The organism is Modestobacter sp. Leaf380, assembly GCF_001424485.1.
Classification (GTDB): Bacteria; Actinomycetota; Actinomycetes; order Mycobacteriales; family Geodermatophilaceae; genus Klenkia.
Genome location: NZ_LMQC01000025.1, coordinates 124,121 through 142,651, shown reverse-complemented (window position 1 = coordinate 142,651; position 18,531 = coordinate 124,121). Strand labels below are relative to the sequence as shown.

Genomic DNA, 18,531 nt, shown 5'->3' with positions numbered 1-18,531 from the left:
CCGGCGGCGGGCACTAGCCTCGCTGCCGTGCCCGACGCCACACCCCAGCCCCCGGTGACCGTCCCGGTGACCCTCGCCGACGGCGCCGCGCTGCCGGCCTACGCGCTGCCGGGGGACGCCGGGGCCGACCTGGCCGTCACCGAGGACGTCGTGCTGGCCCCGTTCCAGCGGGCGCTGGTGGGCACCGGGGTGTCGGTGGCGATCCCCGACGGGTACGCCGGTTTCGTGCACCCCCGCTCCGGGCTGGCCCACCGGGTGGGCCTGAGCCTGGTGAACGCCCCCGGCACCGTCGATGCCGGCTACCGGGGCGAGATCAAGGTCAACCTGGTGAACACCGACCCCACCGAGACGATCCGGCTGAGCCGGGGCGACCGGGTCGCCCAGCTGGTGGTCCAGCCGGTCGTGCGGGCGGTCTTCACCCCCGTGGACCGGCTGCCCGACAGCGTGCGCGGCAGCGGTGGGCACGGGTCGACCGGGGGCTCCGGCGGTCCGCCGGCCCCCCTGCCACAGACAGAGACGACAGAGGGGCAGGTCTGACATGCCGTTCGGACGGCGGCGCAACCGGATCGAGCGCAGCGTGCGGGAGCGGGGCGTGCCCCCGGAGCCGCAGGTGCGCGAGCGCGACGTCGAGGAGACCCTCGGCCCGTGGGACGAGGCGGACGCGCCCGAGGACGGCGTCAACCGGGTGGACCTGGGGTCGCTGCGGCTGCCCGCGGTCCCCGGCATGGAGCTGCGGGTGGACGTCAACGCCAGCCAGAAGGTGGTCGGGGCGAGCCTGCGCGCGGGGGACTCCCTGCTGCAGGTGTCGGCCTTCGCCGCGCCGCGCGCCGGCGGCATCTGGGACGGCGTGCGGGGCGACCTCGCGCAGAGCGCCAGCAGCCAGGGCGGGTCGCTCACCGAGCAGGAGGGCCCCTTCGGCCCGGAGCTGGCCGGGTACGTGCAGGCCAGCCCGCCGCCGCAGCCAGGACAGACCCAGCCCTCCCCGCCGGTGCGCCGGGCGACCCGCTTCATCGGCGTCGACGGCCCGCGCTGGTTCCTGCGCGGCATGATCAGCGGCGCCGCCGCCGAGACCCCCGAGGCCGGTGCCGCCCTGGAGGACGCCTTCCGCGGCATCGTCGTGGTGCGGGGGATCGAGCCCATGCCGGTGCGTGAGCAGCTGCCGATGACGCTGCCGCCGCAGGCCGCCGAACAGGTCGCCCGCCAGCAGGCCGCCGCCAAGGCCGCCGGGGCGACCCCGCCGGCCGCCGGCACGACCCCGCCCGCCGGCGGGGTGTCGCCCGCTCCGTGAGCGCCCCCCGTCGCAGCAGCTACGGACCCGACCCGCAGCAGTTCCTCGAGCTGACACTGCCGGCCGGGTCCGGCCCCGCACCGGTCGCCGTGGTGCTGCACGGCGGGTTCTGGCGGGCCGCGTACGGCATCGAGCTGGCCCGCCCGCTGGCCGAGGACCTGGCCGCGCGCGGGTGGGCCGCCGTGTCGGTCGAGTACCGCCGGGTGGGCAGCGGCGGCGGCTGGCCGCAGACCCTGGACGACGTCGCAGCCGCGCTCGACGCGCTGCCCGGCCTCCCCGACGTCGACCGGCTGGACCTCTCGGTGCTCGCCGTCGTCGGGCACTCCGCGGGCGGCCACCTGGCCGGCTGGGCCGCCGGCCGGCACCTGCTGCCCGCCGGCGCCCCGGGGGCCGCCCCCCGGGTGCGGGTGACCGCCGCCGTCCTGCAGGCCGGTGTGCTGGACCTGGAGCGGGCCGCGGAGCAGGGCATGGGCGACGGTGCGGTCACCGACCTGCTCGGCGGCACCCCGGCCGAGCACCCCGGCCGCTACGCGACGGCCAGCCCGGTCCGGCTGGCCCCCACCGGTGCGGCGGTGCTGTGCGTGCACGGGGTGGAGGACACCACCGTCGTCCCCGAGCAGAGCGAGCGGTACGCCGCCGTGGACCCCTCCGTGGAGGTCGCAGCGGTGCCCGGGGACCACATGCCGCTCATCGACGTCGACGGTGCCGCGTGGGACCTGGCCAGGACGTGGCTGGACAGACACCGCACGCCGGGCCCGGAGCTGTCTACGCTGGTCCCGTGACCGAGACCCGTCCGAAGAGCTGGCTCTCCCGCAAGCTGCAGTCGCTGACCGCGGACGACCAGACCATCGACGCCCAGCAGCTGCAGTCCGGCGTGGCCAGCTCCGGCTGCGAGCCGGTGAGCACCTGCCAGAAGGGCAAGGTGGTCGCGGTGACCGGGCGGCTGAAGTCCGTCGTCTACACCCCGCGGGAGACCGTGCCGACGCTGGAGGCCGAGCTGTTCGACGGCTCGGGCTCGGTGACGCTGGTCTGGCTGGGTCGCCGTCGCATCCCCGGCATCGAGCCCGGCCGCACGCTCACCGCCCGCGGGCGGTTCGCCTCCTTCGAGGGCCGCAAGGTCATCTACAACCCCTGGTACGAGCTGGGCATCGGGTGAGCGCCCCCAGCGGCAAGAAGTCGCTGGCGGTCGACCGGCACCTCGTCCTGGACCAGCTCGGGGGCTGGCGCGGGATGGTCGACGTCTCGCTGCCCACCGTGGCCTTCGTGGTCGCCAACGGGTTCGGCGGCCTCACCGCCGGCATCTGGGCGGCCGGGGTGGCCGCGGTGCTGGTGTTCGGGCTGCGGCTGGTCCGCCGGGAGAGCGTCCAGCAGGCGTTCAGCGGGCTCATCGGCGTCGCGATCGCGGTGTTCATCGCCCGGCAGTCCGGCGAGGCCCGGGACTTCTTCGTCCTGGGCCTGGTCCGCAACGCCGCCATCGGGCTGGTGCTGCTGGGCTCCGTCGTCGTCCGCTGGCCGCTGGTCGGGGTGGCCGCGGAGTTCCTGGCCCCCAGCCACCTGGGTGGGCTGGCCACCCACACGGTGCGCGGGAGCCTGCGCGGGCGGGCCGGGGGGAAGCTGACCCAGCGTGCGGACCCCGACGCGGAACGCGAGCCCGACGCCGTCGCCGAGCGGCACTGGCGGACCGACCGCCGGGTGGTGCGGGTCTACACCTGGCTCACGCTCCTGTGGGCGGCCACCTTCGTGGTGCGGTTCGCCGTCCAGGGCGTGCTGTACCTGCGCAACGAGGTGGAGCTGCTCGGCACCGCCTCGCTGGTGCTTGGGCTGCCCGTCACCGGGCTCGCGCTGGTGGTGACGCTGTGGGCCGTGGCCCGGCTGCACCGTCACCGCGCCCCGGCCGGTGCCGACACCACGGCGCCGGCCGAGCACCGGCCCGACGCACCGGACGAGCGTCCCGCGGGCTGACCCCGGTCAGCCCGCGGGCGGTGCTCAGCCGGCGCAGAGCACCTGCTGCAGCTCGTCCTCGACGTCCCCGTGCATGATGAAGAGCAGCTCGTCCCCGGCCTCCAGCGGCTCGTCCGGGGAGGGCGTGATGACCCGGTCGCCCCGCAGGATCGCGGTGAGCACCGTCTCCCGAGGCAGCGGCACGTCGCGCAGCGGCCGGCCCACCCACGGGGTGTCCTCGGCCAGGGTGATCTCGGTCAGGTTCGCGGCGCCCTTGCGGAAGCTCATCAGCCGCACGACGTCGCCGACGGTCACCGCCTCCTCCACCAGGGCCGCGAGCACCCGCGGGGTGGAGACGGCGACGTCGACGCCCCACGCCTCGGTGTAGAGCCACTCGTTGCGCGGGTCCTTGACCCGGGCCACGACGCGGTTGACCGCGAACTCGGTCTTGGCCAGCAGCGACACGACCAGGTTGGCCTTGTCGTCGCCGGTGGCGGCGATGACGACGTCGCAGGTGGCCAGGTGGGCCTCCTCCAGCGCGGTCACCTCGCAGGCGTCGGCCTGGACCCACTCGGCGCCGGGGACCGCTCGGGCCCGGACCTTGGCGCCGTTCTTCTCGATGAGCATGACGGCGTGGCCGTTGCCCAGCAGCTCCCCGGCGATGGAGCGGCCGACGGCGCCGGCCCCCACGATGGCGACCCGCATCAGTGGTTCCCTCCTTCGGGGGCGTGCCCCACGACGTCGTGCACGGTGGCGACGATGTCGTCGGTTGCGGCGACGACCAGGTGGTCGCCGGTCTGGAGCACGGTGCCCGGCTTGGGCAGCTGGGCCTCGCCGAACCGGACCACCCAGGCGGCCCGGGCGCCGGTGGCCCGCTCGAGCTCGGCCAGCGGCCGGCCGACCCAGCCGTCGGTGACGGTGACCCGCATCAGCAGGACCTGACCGGTGGGCTCGCGCCAGATCTCGGTGACCTTGACGCTGAGCAGCTCGCGCATGAGCCGGTTCACCGTCCACGGCACGGTGGCCACGCTGGGGATGCCCATCCGCTCGTAGACCTCGGCCCGCTTGGAGTCGTAGATCCGGGCGACCACGTGCTCGACGCCGAACGTCTCCCGGGCCACCCGGGCGCTGATGATGTTGGAGTTGTCGCCGCTGCTGACCGCGGCGAACGCCCCGGCCGAGTCGATGCCGGCGTCCAGCAGGGTCTGCCGGTCGAAGCCGAGCCCGGTGACCTGGCGGCCGGCGAACTCCGGGCCCAGACGGCGGAAGGCCTCGGCGTTCTGGTCGATCACGGCCACGCTGTGGCCGATCTCCTCCAGGCGGCGGGCGATGGCCGAACCGACCCGGCCGCAGCCCATGACGACCACGTGCACGAGGGGACTCCCGGGGGTTCTCGCGCCCCGGCGCGGACCGCCGAGGCGTACAGCGCGCGAACGTACACCGACGGGGTGACCGGGGTGTGGCCCATCGCGCGTCACGGCCGCCGTCGGCCCGCCGTCCCCGCCGTACCATCCTCGCCGTGCCTTCGCTGTCCGACCTCGGACAACTCCCCAAACGCCTCGTCCTCGGTCGGCCGGTCCGCAGCGACCGGGCCGGGGAGTCGCTCCTGCCCAAGCGCCTGGCGCTGCCGATCTTCGCCAGCGACCCGCTCTCCTCCGTGGCCTACGCCACCCAGGAGATCCTCATCGTGCTGACCCTGGCCGGGACGGCGTTCCTGTTCCTGGCCCCGTGGCTGGCCGTCGCCGTCGTCCTGCTGCTGGTCGTGGTGGTGCTGTCCTACCGCCAGGTGGTGCACGCCTACCCCTCCGGCGGCGGTGACTACGAGGTCGCGGCCAAGAACCACGGCCGGTTCGCCTCGCTGGTCGTGGCCAGCGCGCTGCTCACCGACTACGTGCTCACCGTGGCCGTGTCCGTCAGCGCCGGCACCGACAACATCATCTCGGCGTTCCCCGGCCTCGCCGAGCACCGGGTGCTGATCGCGGTGGTCCTGGTGGGCTTCCTGGCGGCGGCGAACCTGCGCGGCCTGCGGGAGTCCGGCAAGAGCTTCGCCGTCCCGACCTACCTCTTCGTGGCCGGCATCATGGTGATGATCGTCACCGGTTTCATCGAGTACTTCTTCCGGGACGCCTCGCTGGTCGCCGAGAGCGCGGCGTACACGATCACCCCCGAGCCCGGGTTCGACAACCTGACCGGGGTCGCGCTGCTGTTCTTCGCGCTGCGGGCCTTCGCCTCGGGCTGCACCGCGCTGACCGGGGTCGAGGCCATCGCCAACGGCGTCCCGGCGTTCAAGCCGCCGAAGTCCAGGAACGCGGCGACCACGCTGGCGCTGATGGGCGGCATCGCGGCCACCATGTTCGCCGGCGTCACCGCGCTGGCGCTGTTCTCCGGGGTCAAGTACGCCGAGTTCCCCTGCGACCTCGAGGGCTTCACCGACTGCGAGACCGAGCCGCAGCGGACCGTCATCGCCCAGGTCGCCTCGGCGGTCTTCGGCGGGGACACCTCGTTCGGGTTCTTCTACATCCAGGCCGCCACCGCGCTGGTGCTGATCCTGGCCGCGAACACCGCGTTCAACGGCTTCCCGCTGCTGGGCTCGGTGCTCGCGCAGGACAGGTTCATGCCCAAGCAGCTGCACACCCGCGGCGACAAGCTGGTCTACAGCAACGGGATCCTGCTGCTGGCCGGGTTCGCCGCGCTGCTGATCGTGGCCTTCCAGGCCGACTCGACCCGGCTGATCCAGCTCTACATCATCGGCGTCTTCACCAGCTTCACCATCGGCCAGTGGGGCATGGTCCGGCACTGGAAGCGCGAGATGGCGACCGCCGAGGGCGCCGAGCGCGCCAGGATGCGCCGCTCGCAGGTCATCAACACCGTCGGCGGGTCGCTGACCACCGTCGTCCTGGTGATCATCGTGCTGACCAAGTTCACCCGCGGCGCCTGGCTGGTCATCCTGGTGATGCCGTTCATCTACCTGCTCATGCGGCAGATCAACCGGCACTACACCCAGGTCGCCGACCAGCTCGTGCCCTCCGGGGACTCCCGCACGCTGCCCTCCAAGGTGCATGCGGTGGTCCTGGTCAACAAGGTGCACAAGCCCACGCTGCGCGCCCTGGCCTTCGCCCGGGCCACCCGGCCCGACCAGCTGACGGCGCTCAACGTCAACGTCGACGAGGCCGACACCCGGGCCCTGCAGGCCGACTGGGAGCGCTACGACATCCCCATCCCGCTGACCGTCCTGGACTCCCCGTACCGGGAGATCACCCGCCCGGTGCTGGACTTCGTCAAGGACATCCGGCGGGACAGCCCGCGCGAGCTGGTCGTCGTCTTCATCCCGCAGTACGTCGTCGGGCACTGGTTCGAGAACGTCCTGCACAACCAGAGCGCCCTGCGCCTGCGGGCCCGCCTGCAGTTCCAGCCCGGCGTCATGATCACCACCGTTCCCTGGCAGCTGGAGGGCTCCCGGGACCGCGAGGAGGAGCTGCAGCGCAGCGCCGGCCCCGCGCCGGGCGACCTGCGGCGCGGCATCGTCGACGACGACCTGGACGGCCGTGGCTGACGGTTGGGTCGGAGAGCGGTTCGAGGTCACCGTCGGGCCGGTCGCGCACGGCGGGCACTGCGTCGCCCGGCACGAGGGCCGCGTGGTCTTCGTCCGGCATGCGCTGCCCGGTGAGCGGGTCGTCGTCGTCGTCACCGAGGACCGGCACCCCGGCTACTGCCGCGCGGACGCCGTCGAGGTGCTCGACCCCTCCCCGGACCGGGTCGAGCGGCCCTGCCCGTACTCCGGGCCCGGGAAGTGCGGCGGCTGCGACTGGCAGCACGTGGCCCCCGAGGCCCAGCGCCGGCTCAAGGGCGACGTCGTCACCGAGCAGTTCGCCCGGCTGGCCGGGATGGACGTCTCCCTGGACGTCGAGGAGCTGCCCGGTGGGCCGCTGCGCTGGCGCTCCCGTGCCCGCTTCGCCGTCGACCGGTCGGGCCGGCCCGGGTTGCGACCGCACCGGTCGCGGGACGTCGTGGTCCTCGACGACTGCCCGATCACCGTGCAGCCCGCCGTCGACGCCGTGCTGGGCCGCACCTGGGACGGCGCCGGCGCCGTCGACGTCGCCGTGGACTCGGTGGGCGGGGTGACCACCACCCGGCTGGACCGCCGCGGGCACGCCCAGTCCACCCGGGTGGTCCGCCCGGACGCCGGCGCCGGGCGGGACGACCAGCGGGCCGAGCGCCGGGCCTGGCACCGGGACTGGCAGGTCGAGGGCACCGGCTTCTGGCAGGTCCACCCGGCCGCGGCCGACGCCCTGGTGGGCGCCGTGGCCGGCTTCGCCGCGGTGAGCGCGGGAGAGCGGGTGCTGGACCTGTACGCCGGCGCCGGGCTCTTCGGGGGCTCACTGGCGCCCGGGGTGGGCCCCGAGGGCCAGGTCGTCTGCGTCGAGTACGACGCCGGGGCGTGCGCCGCGGCTGCCGACAACCTCTCCGACCTGCCGCAGGCCGAGGTCTGGCAGGGCGCGGTGGACGCCGAGGGCCTCGGCGAGCTGCTCGCCGAGCTCCCCGGTGCCCCCGACGTGGTCGTGCTGGACCCGCCCCGGGCCGGTGCCGGGCGCGAGGTCAGCGCGGTGCTGGCCGACTCCGGCGCCCGGGCCGTGGTCTACGTGGCGTGCGACCCGGCGTCGCTGGCCCGGGACGTCGCGGTGTTCGCCGACGCCGGTTGGACGGTGGCGGGGCTGCGGGCCTTCGACGCCTTCCCGATGACCGCGCACGTGGAATGCGTCGCGCTGCTGGTGCCGGCGGCCCGCTGAGGCTGTCGGACCGGCGGGGCACACTCGGGTCCGTGCCCCCGATCGACCGCGCGTCCCCCGGCCGGGACGGCACCGCGCCGCCCGGCTGGCCCGAGCAGGTCCGCCCACCCGGTGTCCCGGACTGGGAGCGGACCGCGGTCGCCTGGCTGTACGACCTGGTGCCCCCGGAGTACCGCTCCCACGAGGTGCTGCGGCGCTACCCGGTGCTGCTGGCCCGGTTCGCCGGGGACCACGTCGCCGCGGGGCTCGAGGCGGCCCGGGCGGGCTGGCGCACGGTCCGGGTGGAGCTGGCCGACCAGCTGCCCCCGGAGGCGATGGAGGCCGCGGTGGCCGCCTACGAGCGGGAGGGCGCCCGGCTGGCGTCGGCGGCCCGCGGCGTCGAGCTGGTCGGCGGTGCGCTGCGCGGTGAGCGGTGGGTGCCCCGGCTGTAGACCTGCGCCCTGCGGCCCCGCGACTACCATCGGGGCACCCGCCGCCCCCCGAGAGGACCCTGCCCCGTCGTGTCGTTGCTCCGATCCCTGACCGGGCCCGCCGACGTGCGGGCGCTGGCGCCCGACCAGCTCCCGGTCCTCGCCGCGGAGATCCGCGACGCGCTGGTCACCAGCGTCGCCAAGACCGGCGGCCACCTCGGACCGAACCTGGGCACCGTCGAGCTGACCATCGCGATCCACCGGGTCTTCGACTCCCCGCGCGAGCCCGTGGTCTTCGACACCGGCCACCAGTCCTACGTGCACAAGCTCCTCACCGGCCGGCTCGCCGGCTTCGAGCAGCTCCGCCAGCGCGGGGGCCTGTCGGGCTACCCGGCGCGGGCCGAGAGCGAGCACGACTGGGTGGAGAACAGCCACGCCTCCACCTCGCTGTCCTACGCCGACGGGCTGGCCAAGGCCTTCGCCGTACGGGGTGACGTGCGGCCCGTGGTCGCCGTCATCGGCGACGGCGCGCTCACCGGCGGGATGGCCTGGGAGGCGCTGAACAACATCGCCGCCGCCCAGGACCGGCCCGTCGTCATCGTGGTCAACGACAACGGCCGCTCCTACTCCCCGACGATCGGCGGGGTGGCCGACGCACTGGCCACCCTGCGCCTGCGCCCGGGCTACGAGCAGGCCCTGGACGCCGTCCGGCAGACCCTGCACAGGGCCCCCGTCGTCGGGACGACGCTCTACGACGCGCTGCACGCGATCAAGAAGGGCCTCAAGGACGTCCTGAGCCCGCAGGGCATGTTCGAGGACCTGGGCATGAAGTACGTCGGCCCCGTCGACGGCCACGACGTCGCCGGCATGGAGTCCGCGCTGCGCCGCGCCCGGGCCTTCGGCGGCCCGGTCATCGTGCACGCGGTCACCACCAAGGGCTTCGGTTACGCCCCCGCCGAGAGCGACCTCATCGACGCCTGGCACGCCACCGGCGTCTTCGACCCCGACTCCGGGGTCAGCTCGGCCTCGGCCGGCCGGGACTGGACGTCGGCGTTCTCCGACGAGCTGGTCGACATCGGCGGGGAGCGCTCCGACGTCGTCGCCATCACCGCCGCGATGCTGCACCCCACGGGCCTGGCGCCGTTCGCCGAGCGCTTCCCCGAGCGGACCTTCGACGTCGGCATCGCCGAGCAGCACGCCCTCACCTCCGCGGCGGGCCTGGCGATGGCCGGGCTGCACCCGGTGGTCGCGGTCTACTCGACGTTCCTCAACCGGGCCTTCGACCAGCTGCTGATGGACGTCGCGCTGCACCGCCAGCCGGTGACCGTGGTGCTGGACCGGGCCGGGGTGACCGGCACCGACGGCCCCTCGCACAACGGCATGTGGGACACCTCGATCTGCGCCGTCGTCCCCGGTCTGCGGCTGGCCATGCCGCGCGACGAGGCGACCCTCAAGGAGGCGCTGCGCGAGGCACTGGCCGTCACCGACGGGCCCACCGTGCTCCGCTTCCCCAAGGGGTCGGTGCCTCCCGACATCCCGGCGCTCGAGCGCCGCGGACCGGTCGACGTGCTGCGGCGCGGCGAGCGCGAGGAGGTGCTGCTGGTCGCCTGCGGGTCGATGGTGTCGCTGTGCCTGGCCGCCGCCGAGCGGGTCGCCGACCACGGCATCGCCGTCACCGTCGTCGACCCGCGCTGGGTGCTGCCGGCATCCCCGGAGCTGGTCGAGCTGGTCCGTGCGCACCGGCTGGCCGTCACCGTCGAGGACGGCGGCCGGTCCGGCGGAGTGGGCGACACCCTGGCCAGCGCCCTGCGCGAGGCCGAGGTCGACGTCCCGCTGCGCACCATCGGGCTGCCCCAGGTGTTCCTGGAGCAGGGCAGCCGCGCCCAGGTGCTGGCCGACCACGGCCTCACCGAGCAGGACGTGGCCCGGCGGATCGCCGAGTGGGCCGCGAAGATCGTCGACCGCGACGACGTCGTCGCCCGGGTGGGGGAGCAGCAGTGAGCGACCAGGTGATCGCCGAGATCCAGGTGGCGCCCTCGCCGCCCGGTACCCCGGAGGACCCGCACGCCCACGTCGAGGCGGCCATCGCGGTCATCCAGGCGTCCGGCCTGCGCTCGGAGGTCGGTGCCCTCGGGACGACGCTGGAGGGCACGGCCGACGAGGTGTGGGCCACCCTGCGGGCCGCGCACGAGGCGATGCTGGCCGCCGGGGCCACCGGTGGCATCAGCCACGTGAAGATCGCCCAGGTGTCGCGGACGATGGACTCGCTGACCTCGAAGTTCCGCTAGGCCCGGCTGGCCGCCCACAGCTCGACGGCGCGTCCGGCACCGGCCTCGACCAGTGCCGCCAGTCCGGGCCGGTCGGGCACCGGGAAGGACGTGTAGCCACCCCGGCCGCCGGTGACCGGGCGGCCGTAGGCCCTCACCGCCCGCGTGCCGTCGGGCAGCAGCCGGACCGTCAGGCTGGTCAGCTCGAACTCGACGCCGGCCCGGGTGTCGGTCCACCGCAGCTCCGGGGGGACGACGACGTTGATCGCCAGCGCGCCGACCTCGACGTCCCCGCCGGCGGTCACCCCTCGAAGGCGGGCAGCAGCGAGCCCAGCACCGGCAGGTACTCGGTGGTGGTGGACTCCGCGACGACGCCGCGGACGCTGAACGGGTCGGCGGCGATCCAGCCGGCCACCTCGTCGCGGGTCTCGGCGCGGAAGAGCAGCAGCGCACCGGCCGGCTCCCCGGGGGCGAACGGCCCGGAGATCAGCAGCTTGCCGTCGGCGGCGAGCGCGCGCAGGTGGTCCCGGTGCTCGGCACGCACGGCGTCCCGGGTCTCGGTGTCGTCGGTGTAGCGGTAGGTCACGGCGAAGATCACGCCGCCACCCTAGGGGCCCCGCGCGCGGCGGGCCCTCCACGAAGCGGCTGAGGAAGCAATGCCCCCCTCCATGGGCTCCTGGTGAGGGGCATTGCTTCCTTTGCCGCGGTGCCGTGGTGCCGCGGTGGCAGCTCGACGGGTCAGGCGGTGATCGCGGCGGCGTCGGCGAGCAGGTCGCGGGTCAGGCCGATCTGCCACTCGCGGGCGCCGCCCTCGCGCAGCACCCCGGCGACGACGTCGGGGGTGGCGTCGGCCGGCGGGCTCCACACCAGGCGGCGGACGAGGTCGGGGGAGAGCAGGTTCTCCACCGGCACCGACCACTGCTCGCCCAGCGCGGCGAGACCGGCGCGGGCGGCCTGCAGCCGCTTGGCGGCGACCGGGTCCCGGTCGGCCCAGCGGTTCACCGGGGGCGGGCCGTCGCCGGGCTTGCTGTGCAGCGGCAGCTGGTCCTCGGGCAGCGCGCGGCCTGCCTTGAGGGCGCCGAACCAGGTGCTGGCCAGCTTGCGGTTGGCCCGGCCGCGGAACACCGGCAGGTCGATCAGCTCGGTCTCCGTCTTGGGGTCCGCGGCGACGGCGGCGACCATCGCGGAGTCCGGCAGCACCCGCCCGGGGGCGACGTCGCGACGGCGGGCGAGCAGGTCGCGGGCCTCCCACAGCGTCTTCAGCACCCCGAGCTGACGGCGGCTGCGCAACCCGTGCATGCCCGAGGTGCGCCGCCAGGGGTCCACCTTGGGTGCCGGGGGACCGGCGGCCAGGATCGCCTCGAACTCCTGCCGCGCCCACTCGGTCTTGCCCTGCTCCTCCAGGATGCCGGCGAGGGCGTCCCGCAGCTCGACCAGCACCTCGACGTCGAGGGCGGCGTAGACCAGCCAGTCGGCCGGCAGTGGGCGGGTGGACCAGTCGGCGGCCGAGTGGCCCTTCTGCAGGGAGTACCCCAGCAGCGACTCCACGACGGCGCCCAGGCCGACCCGGGGCAGCCCGGCCAGCCGGGCGGCGAGCTCGGTGTCGAAGAGCCTGGTGGGGGTCAGGCCGATCTCGGCCAGGCAGGGCAGGTCCTGGTTGGCCGCGTGCAGCACCCACTCGGCGTCGCCGATGGCGTCCTGGACCAGGGTGAGGTCGGGCAGCGGCACCGGGTCGACCAGGCCGGTGCCCGAGCCCGCCCGGCGCAGCTGCACCAGGTAGGCCCGCTGGCCGTAGCGGTACCCCGAGGCGCGCTCGGCGTCGACGGCGACCGGGCCGCTGCCCCCGCGCAGGGCCCGGGCGTAGTCGGCGAGCGCGGTCGAGGTCTCGATGACCGGCGGCAGGCCGTCACGGGGCGCCAGCAGCGGGACGGCGGTCGACTCCGGCGTCTCCTCGACGGCGGGTGCACCCTCGGGGGAGGTCACACGATCACCCCGGAGCGGATGCCGAGGGCGACCATGTGCGCCCGGTCGCCGGTTCCCAGCTTGCGCGCGATGCGGGCCAGGTGGCTCTTCACCGTCAGTGCGGACAGGTCCACCAGATCACCGATCTCCTTGTTCGTGTGTCCCTCGGCGACCAGCCGGAGGATCTCGCGTTCGCGGGCCGACAGCTCGCCGACCCCCTCCTCGACGCCGGCCCGGGTGAGCCCCAGGGCCAAGCTGCTGGCGATGCCGGGGTCGGCGTACACCTCACCGGACAGCGCGGCGCGCAGCCCCTCGGTGAGCGTGGCCAGCGGTGAGGACTTGAGCAGGTAGGCCTGGACGCCGGCCAGGAACGCCGCCCGGACGACGGCCGGGTCGGTGACCGCGGTCAGCACGACCGTGACCGGCCAGCCGTCGGCCTGCAGCGAGGGCAGCAGCTCCAGGCCGCGGCCCGTGTCCCGGGGGCCCTCGGTCGCGCGCGCGGCCTCGGGACCGTCTCGGCCGACCTCGGGCAGGTCGACGTCCATGACGCACAGCGCCCGGGGGCCGGACACGTGCGCCCGGACCCTGGCCTCCTCCAGCGACGCCGACTCCTCGACGTCGCGGGCGCCCAGGGCCCGCAGGCGCGCACCGAGGGCCTCCCGGACCAGGGGCGCCGGGTCCACCACGAGCGCCGTGGCGTCCGGGGGGAGCAGGGCGCCGTCGGCGCGGGTGACTCCGAGGGTCACGCCGTCCGTCCCTGGGTCACTGCGTCCTCACGTGCTGTGCGGCGCGGCTGCGTGTCGACGGGGTGTCGCCGCAGCCGGCCCAACGGGGTTGCTCCGGGTGGAGCAGTCCCGGTGAGTCTATGAGCCGCCGCCGCCGGACGCCCGGCCGTTGCCTGCCGAGCCCAGCAGGTGCACCCCCGGCGGGGGGAGACCGGCGGCGTTGCCGAGCACCTCGAGCCAGGCCTGCAGGTGCCGGTCGAGGTCGGTGTCGCTGGCGGTCCAGGAGGCCCGGATCTCCACGTCGACGGAGTGCTCGGGCCCGGCGATGTCGCCGAAGCGGGTCGAGGCGGTGCGGGTGACCGTGCCGCCGACGGCGTGGTGGCCGGCGTCGTGGTCCACCAGGGCCTCGGTCAGCCAGCTCCAGGCCACCTCGGAGAACATCTGGTCGTCCACCATGGACTCGTCGGTCACGGCGGAGACGTAGCCCACGCAGCGGGTGGTGCCGTCCCAGGCCTCGTGGCCGGCCGGGTCGAAGAGCACGATGAACCGCCCGCTGGCGATCTCCACCTCGTCCTCGTCCGGCAGCACGCCGGGCTCGGCCACGCGGGCGCCGATCGCGTGCGACCACGGGGCCAGCCGTTGCGGTGCAGGGATGTCCTCGAGCACGACCTCGGGCCGGGCCCGTACCGTCGCGAGCGAGTCCAGCGCCGCCTGGAAGTCCGCGGGGGGCTCGGCCCCGCGCTCCGGCCTGCTCTGTCGCTCCACGTCCGCAGGGTAGGGCGACACGCCCGTGTCCGCCGCTCCCGACGCGCCGCCGCAGGTCAGCGGGCCTCGTCGGACCGTCGGGGCGTGTCCTGCCCCACGGCGCGCCTTCTGGGAGGATGGACCCTCGTGGGCACCCCTGGAGCAGCACCCCTGTCGGCACCGCACGGCACGCCCGGGGCCGCCGCCGACTCCGACCTGGTCCGGGCGGCACTGGGTCGCGAGGTCCGGCGCACCCCCGTCTGGTTCATGCGCCAGGCCGGCCGCTCGCTGCCGGAGTACCGCGCACTGCGGGCCGGCACCGCGATGCTGGCCGCCTGCCAGGACCCCGACCTGGTCACCGAGATCACCCTGCAGCCGGTCCGCCGGCACGGCGTCGACGCGGCCATCCTCTTCTCCGACATCGTGCTGCCGCTGGTGGTGGCCGGTGTCGACATCGAGATCCAGCCCGGCATCGGCCCGGTCGTCGCCCACCCGGTGCGCTCGGTGGCCGACGTCGACGCGCTGCCCGACCTCGAGCCCGAGGCGCTGGGCTTCCTGGTGCAGGCCGTCGGTGCGCTGACCGCCGAGCTGGGGGAGACACCGCTCATCGGCTTCGCCGGTGCGCCGTTCACCCTGGCGACCTACCTGATCGAGGGCGGGCCCTCCAAGGAGCACGCCCGCACCAAGGCCTTCATGTACGCCGAGCCCGAGGCGTGGGACCGGCTGCTGGCCAAGCTGTCGGTCTCGGCGTCGGTGTTCCTGCGCACCCAGGTCGACGCCGGTGCCTCCGCGGTCCAGCTCTTCGACTCCTGGGCCGGCGTGCTGTCGGCCCGCGACTACGCCACCCGGGTGCTGCCGCACTCCCGGGCCGTCTTCGACGGTCTGGGCGACCGCGCCGCCGGCGTCCGGGACGTGCCGCGCATCCACTTCGGGGTGGGCACCGGCGAGCTGCTGCCGCTGATCGGGGACGCCGGTGCCGACGTCGTCGGCGTCGACTGGCGCATCCCGCTGGACGAGGCCGCGCGCCGCGTCGGGCCCGGCTACTCCCTGCAGGGCAACCTGGACCCGGCCGTGCTGCTGGCCGACCGGGCGACCCTGGAGGCCGAGGTCCGCCGGATCGTCGCCGAGGGCCGCGCCGCCCGCGGGCACGTGTTCAACCTGGGCCACGGCGTCCTCCCCGACACCGACCCGGGCGCGATCACCCACGTCGTCGAGCTGGTGCACGAGCTCACCACGCGCGCATGAGCCGGCTGGTCGTCGTCGGGGCCGGGATCACCGGCCTCACCGCGGCCTTCGCCTGGTCCCGCGCGCACCCCGGCGACGAGGTCGTCGTGCTGGAGGCCGGGGACCGGGTCGGCGGGAAGCTGGGCCGCGTCCGGCTGGCCGGTGCCTGGTACGACACCGGCCCCGAGGCGGTGCTGGCCCGGGTGCCCGAGGCGCTGCAGCTGATCGACGAGCTGGGCCTGGAGACGGTCGCGCCCTCGACCACGCAGGCGGCCGTGGTGCTGCCCGACGGCCGGCACCCGCTGCCGGCGGGCACCCTGCTCGGCGTCCCCACCTCGGCCGACGGGCTGGCGGGGCTGCTGTCCGCCGAGGGCGTGGCCCGGGTGCACGCCGAGGCCGCGCTGCCCCCGCTGCGCTACGACCGGGACGCCCCGGTCGGCGGGCTGCTCCGGGAACGGCTGGGCGACGAGGTGGTCGACCGGCTGGTGGAGCCGCTGCTGGGCGGGGTCTACGCCGGTCAGGCCGACCGGCTGTCGCTGGCTGCCACGATGCCCGCGCTGGCCGCCCACCTGCCCCGGCACGACACGGTGCTGGCCGCCGCCGCGGCAGCCCGGGACGCCGGGGCGCGCAGCCGGGAGGCCGCCGCCGGGACCCCCGACGGCCCGGTCTTCGCCACCGTCGCCGACGGCATCGGGTCGCTCCCGGACCGGCTGGTCGAGGCCTCCGGCGCCGTCGTCCGGCTGCGGACGCCGGCGCACGCGCTGCGCCGCGTCCCCGGCGGGTTCGAGCTCACCGTGGGGGCCGACCGCGAGGTGCTGAGCGCCGACCACGTCGTCGTCACGGTGCCCGCGGGCAAGGCCGCCCGGCTGCTGGCCGACGTCGCCCCGGACGCGGTCGAGGCGCTGGAGGGCATCCCGTACGCCTCGATGGCCGTGGTCGCGATGGCCTTCCCCGGCCAGGAGCTCGCCTCGGGGTCGGGCCTGCTGGTGCCCCCGGTCGCCGGGCGGCTGGTCAAGGGCGTCACGGTCTCCTCGCAGAAGTGGCCGCACCTGTCCGGCGACGGCCTGCTGCGCGTGCGGTCCTCAGTGGGCCGCCACCTGGAGGAGGACCAGCTCCGGCGCGAGGACGACGAGCTGACCGCCGCCGTGGTCGCCGACGTCGCCGACCTGCTGGACCTGGAGCGCCCCGAACCGGTGGAGACCCACCTGGTCCGCTGGGGCGGGGGCCTCCCGCAGTACCTGGTCGGGCACCCCGACCGGGTCGCGGCGGTCGACGCCGCCGTGGCCGCCGTGCCCGGTCTCGCCGTCGCCGGCGCCGCCTACCGGGGGGTCGGTGTGCCGGCCTGCATCCGGGACGCCCGTCGCGCGGTGGCCAGCCTCACCTGATCTTCGTCCCGCGCCGGGAGGAAGATGGGGACATGACCGACGCGACGCCTGCAGCGACCACGGGCCCCACGGAGACCGCACCCGAGCAGAAGAGCATCGGCAAGCGGGCCAACGAGCTCAACGCCCAGATCCGCTACACGATGTGGTCGGTCTTCAAGCTCGCCCAGCCCTTCGGTGACGCCGACCGGCAGTCCGCCGCCCAGGAGGCGCAGGGCCTGGTCGACGAGCTCGCCGGCGAGGACGTCGTCGTCCGCGGGGTCTACGACGTCGCCGGGCTGCGCGCCGACGCCGACCTGATGGTCTGGTGGCACGCCGAGCGCGCCGAGGATCTGCAGGAGGCCTACACCCGCTTCCGCCGCACCCAGGTGGGCCGCCGGCTGGAGCCGGTCTGGTCGCAGATGGCGCTGCACCGCCCCGCGGAGTTCAACCGGTCGCACATCCCGGCGTTCCTGGCCGACGAGGAGCCCCGCCGCTTCGTCTGCGTGTACCCCTTCGTGCGGTCCTACGAGTGGTACCTGCTGCCCGACGAGGAGCGGCGGGACATGCTCAAGGAGCACGGCATGCAGGCCCGGCCCTACCCCGACGTGCGGGCCAACACGGTCGCCTCGTTCGGGTTGGGCGACTACGAGTGGATGCTGGCCTTCGAGGCCGACGAGCTGCACCGGATCGTCGACCTGATGCGCGACCTGCGGGCCAGCCGCGCCCGCCGGCACGTGCGCGAGGAGATCCCGTTCTACACCGGCACCCGCAAGTCGGTCACCGAGCTGGTGCAGGGCCTGGCCTGACCCTGTCGGTCCGGTCCCTCAGCCCCCGTCGAGGACGAGGGTGGTCGGGCCGTCGGCCAGGCGGGCGGTCTCCAGCACGACGACGTCGGTGGGCTCCCCGCCCGCCGGCGTCCAGCGGAGGGTCGGCACCAGGTCGACCACGGCCGGGGCGCCGTCGCAGGCCACCTGGCCGGCGTCCTCGCCGGGGGAGCCGTACTCGACGGTGACCGCCGACGTCAGGCCGTAGGTGGTCGACGGCGACTCGATGCCGATCCCGCCCAGCGGGGCGCTGCAGCCGACGGTCGCCCGCAGCGTCGTCCCGGCCGGGACGACGACCACGACCACGTCCTCGACCGTGCCGGTCAGGTCCGACGGGAGCTCGAGGGCGGCGTCGAGGAGGGCGGCGTCGACGTCGACCGCGTCCACCTCGGTGACCGGCGCGGTCCACGGCGGGGTGTCGCTGCTGGTCTCCAGCAGGCCGCTGGTGAGGTCCAGGGCCACGCCCAGCAGCTGCACCCGGTCGTCGTCCCCGGCGCGGCCCAGCTGGAGCTCGCCCGTGGCCAGCGGGCGGCCCTGCGCGTCACGGACGTCCTCGTCCCGGCTGGTGGTCCGCCAGGACCCGAGTGTCAGTCCGCGGGCACACGTGTCGCCGTCGGCCGCGACGAGCCCGGGGGTCAGCGGCAGCACCCCGAACGCCTGCACGCCGGTGCCGGCCAGGGCGTCGGCGACCGCGGTGCAGGCCGCGACGACGCCGCTGCCCAGGACCTCGCCGTCCCCCTCGCCGGGGGCGAGCGCGGAGTCCGCCCAGATCGCCCACCGGTCGGCGACCGACCCCTCGGCCTGCGACTGCCGCTCACCCAGGCGCAGCGCGTCACGGGCGGCGGCGGGGACGGACTCCCACTGCGCCTCGGCGGCGTCCACGGCTTCCTGCGGGGTGAGGAGGCCGCACCCGGGGAGGGCGGCGAGGCCGACGACCAGGCCGACGGTGCAGGTCCAGCGGGTGGGACGGGTCAGGGGCACCGCGGGATCATCCC

21 protein-coding genes are annotated in these 18,531 nt (G+C 75.3%); 13 read left to right on the top strand and 8 right to left on the bottom strand.

Going from position 1 to position 18,531, the window contains the following annotated elements; translation table 11 throughout:
- The first annotated feature begins 27 nt into the window (after positions 1 to 27).
- From dut to ASG41_RS22545, 5 genes are read left to right on the top strand one after another with little or no spacing between them, the layout of a single operon-like run.
- Positions 28 to 537 carry a dUTP diphosphatase gene (gene dut, locus ASG41_RS22565; protein ID WP_056301121.1) on the top strand — a complete coding sequence of 170 codons (510 nt, stop codon included), beginning with the start codon at positions 28 to 30 and terminating at the stop codon, positions 535 to 537.
- Position 538: 1 nt separating this feature from the next.
- A complete protein-coding gene (locus ASG41_RS22560) occupies positions 539 to 1,288 on the top strand; it encodes a DUF3710 domain-containing protein (protein ID WP_056301118.1) in 750 nt (249 codons plus the stop codon).
- Positions 1,285 to 2,070, top strand: coding sequence for a S9 family peptidase (locus ASG41_RS22555; protein WP_056301115.1), 786 nt, complete (start codon positions 1,285 to 1,287; stop codon positions 2,068 to 2,070). The genes ASG41_RS22560 and ASG41_RS22555 overlap by 4 nt, the downstream gene beginning before the upstream one ends.
- On the top strand, positions 2,067 to 2,444 hold the full coding sequence (locus tag ASG41_RS22550) for an OB-fold nucleic acid binding domain-containing protein (RefSeq protein WP_056301112.1): 378 nt from the start codon (positions 2,067 to 2,069) through the stop codon (positions 2,442 to 2,444). Before ASG41_RS22555 ends, ASG41_RS22550 begins: the two co-directional genes overlap by 4 nt.
- Complete coding sequence (locus ASG41_RS22545) at positions 2,441 to 3,250, top strand: DUF3159 domain-containing protein (RefSeq protein WP_235565019.1); 810 nt, start codon at positions 2,441 to 2,443, stop codon at positions 3,248 to 3,250. The genes ASG41_RS22550 and ASG41_RS22545 overlap by 4 nt, the downstream gene beginning before the upstream one ends.
- Positions 3,251 to 3,274: 24 nt before the next feature.
- Here ASG41_RS22545 and ASG41_RS22540 read toward each other — a convergent pair whose 3' ends face one another.
- Positions 3,275 to 3,934: a TrkA family potassium uptake protein gene (locus ASG41_RS22540; protein ID WP_056301110.1), complete on the bottom strand. Its 660-nt coding sequence runs from the start codon at positions 3,932 to 3,934 to the stop codon at positions 3,275 to 3,277.
- Positions 3,934 to 4,602 (bottom strand): TrkA family potassium uptake protein, encoded by a 669-nt coding sequence (locus tag ASG41_RS22535; RefSeq protein ID WP_056301107.1) that lies wholly within the window; start codon positions 4,600 to 4,602, stop codon positions 3,934 to 3,936. The genes ASG41_RS22540 and ASG41_RS22535 overlap by 1 nt, the downstream gene beginning before the upstream one ends.
- Positions 4,603 to 4,748: 146 nt before the next feature.
- Between ASG41_RS22535 and ASG41_RS22530 the strand changes: the two genes are divergently transcribed.
- From ASG41_RS22530 to ASG41_RS22510, 5 genes are all read left to right on the top strand, one after another.
- Positions 4,749 to 6,782: an APC family permease gene (locus tag ASG41_RS22530; protein ID WP_056301103.1), complete on the top strand. Its 2,034-nt coding sequence runs from the start codon at positions 4,749 to 4,751 to the stop codon at positions 6,780 to 6,782.
- Positions 6,775 to 8,016: a class I SAM-dependent RNA methyltransferase gene (locus ASG41_RS22525; protein ID WP_056301100.1), complete on the top strand. Its 1,242-nt coding sequence runs from the start codon at positions 6,775 to 6,777 to the stop codon at positions 8,014 to 8,016. Before ASG41_RS22530 ends, ASG41_RS22525 begins: the two co-directional genes overlap by 8 nt.
- 32 nt (positions 8,017 to 8,048) lie before the next feature.
- Positions 8,049 to 8,447: a hypothetical protein gene (locus ASG41_RS22520; RefSeq protein WP_235565018.1), complete on the top strand. Its 399-nt coding sequence runs from the start codon at positions 8,049 to 8,051 to the stop codon at positions 8,445 to 8,447.
- Positions 8,448 to 8,516: 69 nt separating this feature from the next.
- Positions 8,517 to 10,427, top strand: a complete 1,911-nt coding sequence (dxs, locus tag ASG41_RS22515) for a 1-deoxy-D-xylulose-5-phosphate synthase (RefSeq protein ID WP_056301096.1) — start codon at positions 8,517 to 8,519, stop codon at positions 10,425 to 10,427.
- Positions 10,424 to 10,714, top strand: coding sequence for a thiamine-binding protein (locus ASG41_RS22510; RefSeq protein ID WP_235565017.1), 291 nt, complete (start codon positions 10,424 to 10,426; stop codon positions 10,712 to 10,714). The genes dxs and ASG41_RS22510 overlap by 4 nt, the downstream gene beginning before the upstream one ends.
- On the opposite strand, the gene ASG41_RS22505 is transcribed toward ASG41_RS22510, so the two are convergent.
- The 5 genes from ASG41_RS22505 to ASG41_RS22485 form a co-directional block, all read right to left on the bottom strand.
- Positions 10,711 to 10,998, bottom strand: a complete 288-nt coding sequence (locus ASG41_RS22505) for a hypothetical protein (RefSeq protein ID WP_056301093.1) — start codon at positions 10,996 to 10,998, stop codon at positions 10,711 to 10,713. The genes ASG41_RS22510 and ASG41_RS22505 overlap by 4 nt on opposite strands.
- Positions 10,995 to 11,291 carry a YciI family protein gene (locus ASG41_RS22500; RefSeq protein ID WP_056301089.1) on the bottom strand — a complete coding sequence of 99 codons (297 nt, stop codon included), beginning with the start codon at positions 11,289 to 11,291 and terminating at the stop codon, positions 10,995 to 10,997. Before ASG41_RS22500 ends, ASG41_RS22505 begins: the two co-directional genes overlap by 4 nt.
- A gap of 140 nt (positions 11,292 to 11,431) precedes the next feature.
- On the bottom strand, positions 11,432 to 12,676 hold the full coding sequence (locus ASG41_RS22495) for a ribonuclease D (RefSeq protein ID WP_056301084.1): 1,245 nt from the start codon (positions 12,674 to 12,676) through the stop codon (positions 11,432 to 11,434).
- Complete coding sequence (locus tag ASG41_RS22490; protein WP_082557250.1) at positions 12,673 to 13,401, bottom strand: LuxR C-terminal-related transcriptional regulator; 729 nt, start codon at positions 13,399 to 13,401, stop codon at positions 12,673 to 12,675. Before ASG41_RS22490 ends, ASG41_RS22495 begins: the two co-directional genes overlap by 4 nt.
- A 117-nt stretch (positions 13,402 to 13,518) precedes the next feature.
- Positions 13,519 to 14,145 (bottom strand): DUF3000 domain-containing protein, encoded by a 627-nt coding sequence (locus ASG41_RS22485; protein WP_056301259.1) that lies wholly within the window; start codon positions 14,143 to 14,145, stop codon positions 13,519 to 13,521.
- Between the two features lie 126 nt (positions 14,146 to 14,271).
- Here ASG41_RS22485 and hemE point away from each other — a divergent pair, with 126 nt between their 5' ends.
- The 3 genes from hemE to hemQ are packed head-to-tail and all read left to right on the top strand — an operon-like array spanning position 14,272 to position 17,518.
- The gene (hemE, locus tag ASG41_RS22480; RefSeq protein ID WP_056301081.1) at positions 14,272 to 15,369 is read left to right on the top strand and encodes a uroporphyrinogen decarboxylase; all 1,098 of its coding nucleotides are present in this window, start codon (positions 14,272 to 14,274) and stop codon (positions 15,367 to 15,369) included.
- Positions 15,366 to 16,733 carry a protoporphyrinogen oxidase gene (gene hemG / locus ASG41_RS22475; RefSeq protein WP_056301078.1) on the top strand — a complete coding sequence of 456 codons (1,368 nt, stop codon included), beginning with the start codon at positions 15,366 to 15,368 and terminating at the stop codon, positions 16,731 to 16,733. The genes hemE and hemG overlap by 4 nt, the downstream gene beginning before the upstream one ends.
- Before the next feature lie 32 nt (positions 16,734 to 16,765).
- A complete protein-coding gene (gene hemQ, locus ASG41_RS22470; protein ID WP_056301076.1) occupies positions 16,766 to 17,518 on the top strand; it encodes a hydrogen peroxide-dependent heme synthase in 753 nt (250 codons plus the stop codon).
- A gap of 18 nt (positions 17,519 to 17,536) precedes the next feature.
- Here hemQ and ASG41_RS22465 read toward each other — a convergent pair whose 3' ends face one another.
- Positions 17,537 to 18,517, bottom strand: a complete 981-nt coding sequence (locus ASG41_RS22465) for a hypothetical protein (protein WP_056301073.1) — start codon at positions 18,515 to 18,517, stop codon at positions 17,537 to 17,539.
- Between the last annotated feature and the right edge of the window lie 14 nt (positions 18,518 to 18,531).

What these genes read in the sequence shown, in the direction of transcription:
- ASG41_RS22560 (WP_056301118.1), top strand. Translation starts at nt 539, where the DNA reads ATGCCGTTCGGACGGCGGCGCAACCGGATCGAGCGCAGCGTGCGGGAG.
- ASG41_RS22540 (WP_056301110.1), bottom strand. Translation starts at nt 3,934, where the DNA reads ATGCGGGTCGCCATCGTGGGGGCCGGCGCCGTCGGCCGCTCCATCGCC.
- hemG (WP_056301078.1), top strand. Translation starts at nt 15,366, where the DNA reads ATGAGCCGGCTGGTCGTCGTCGGGGCCGGGATCACCGGCCTCACCGCG.
- hemQ (WP_056301076.1), top strand. Translation starts at nt 16,766, where the DNA reads ATGACCGACGCGACGCCTGCAGCGACCACGGGCCCCACGGAGACCGCA.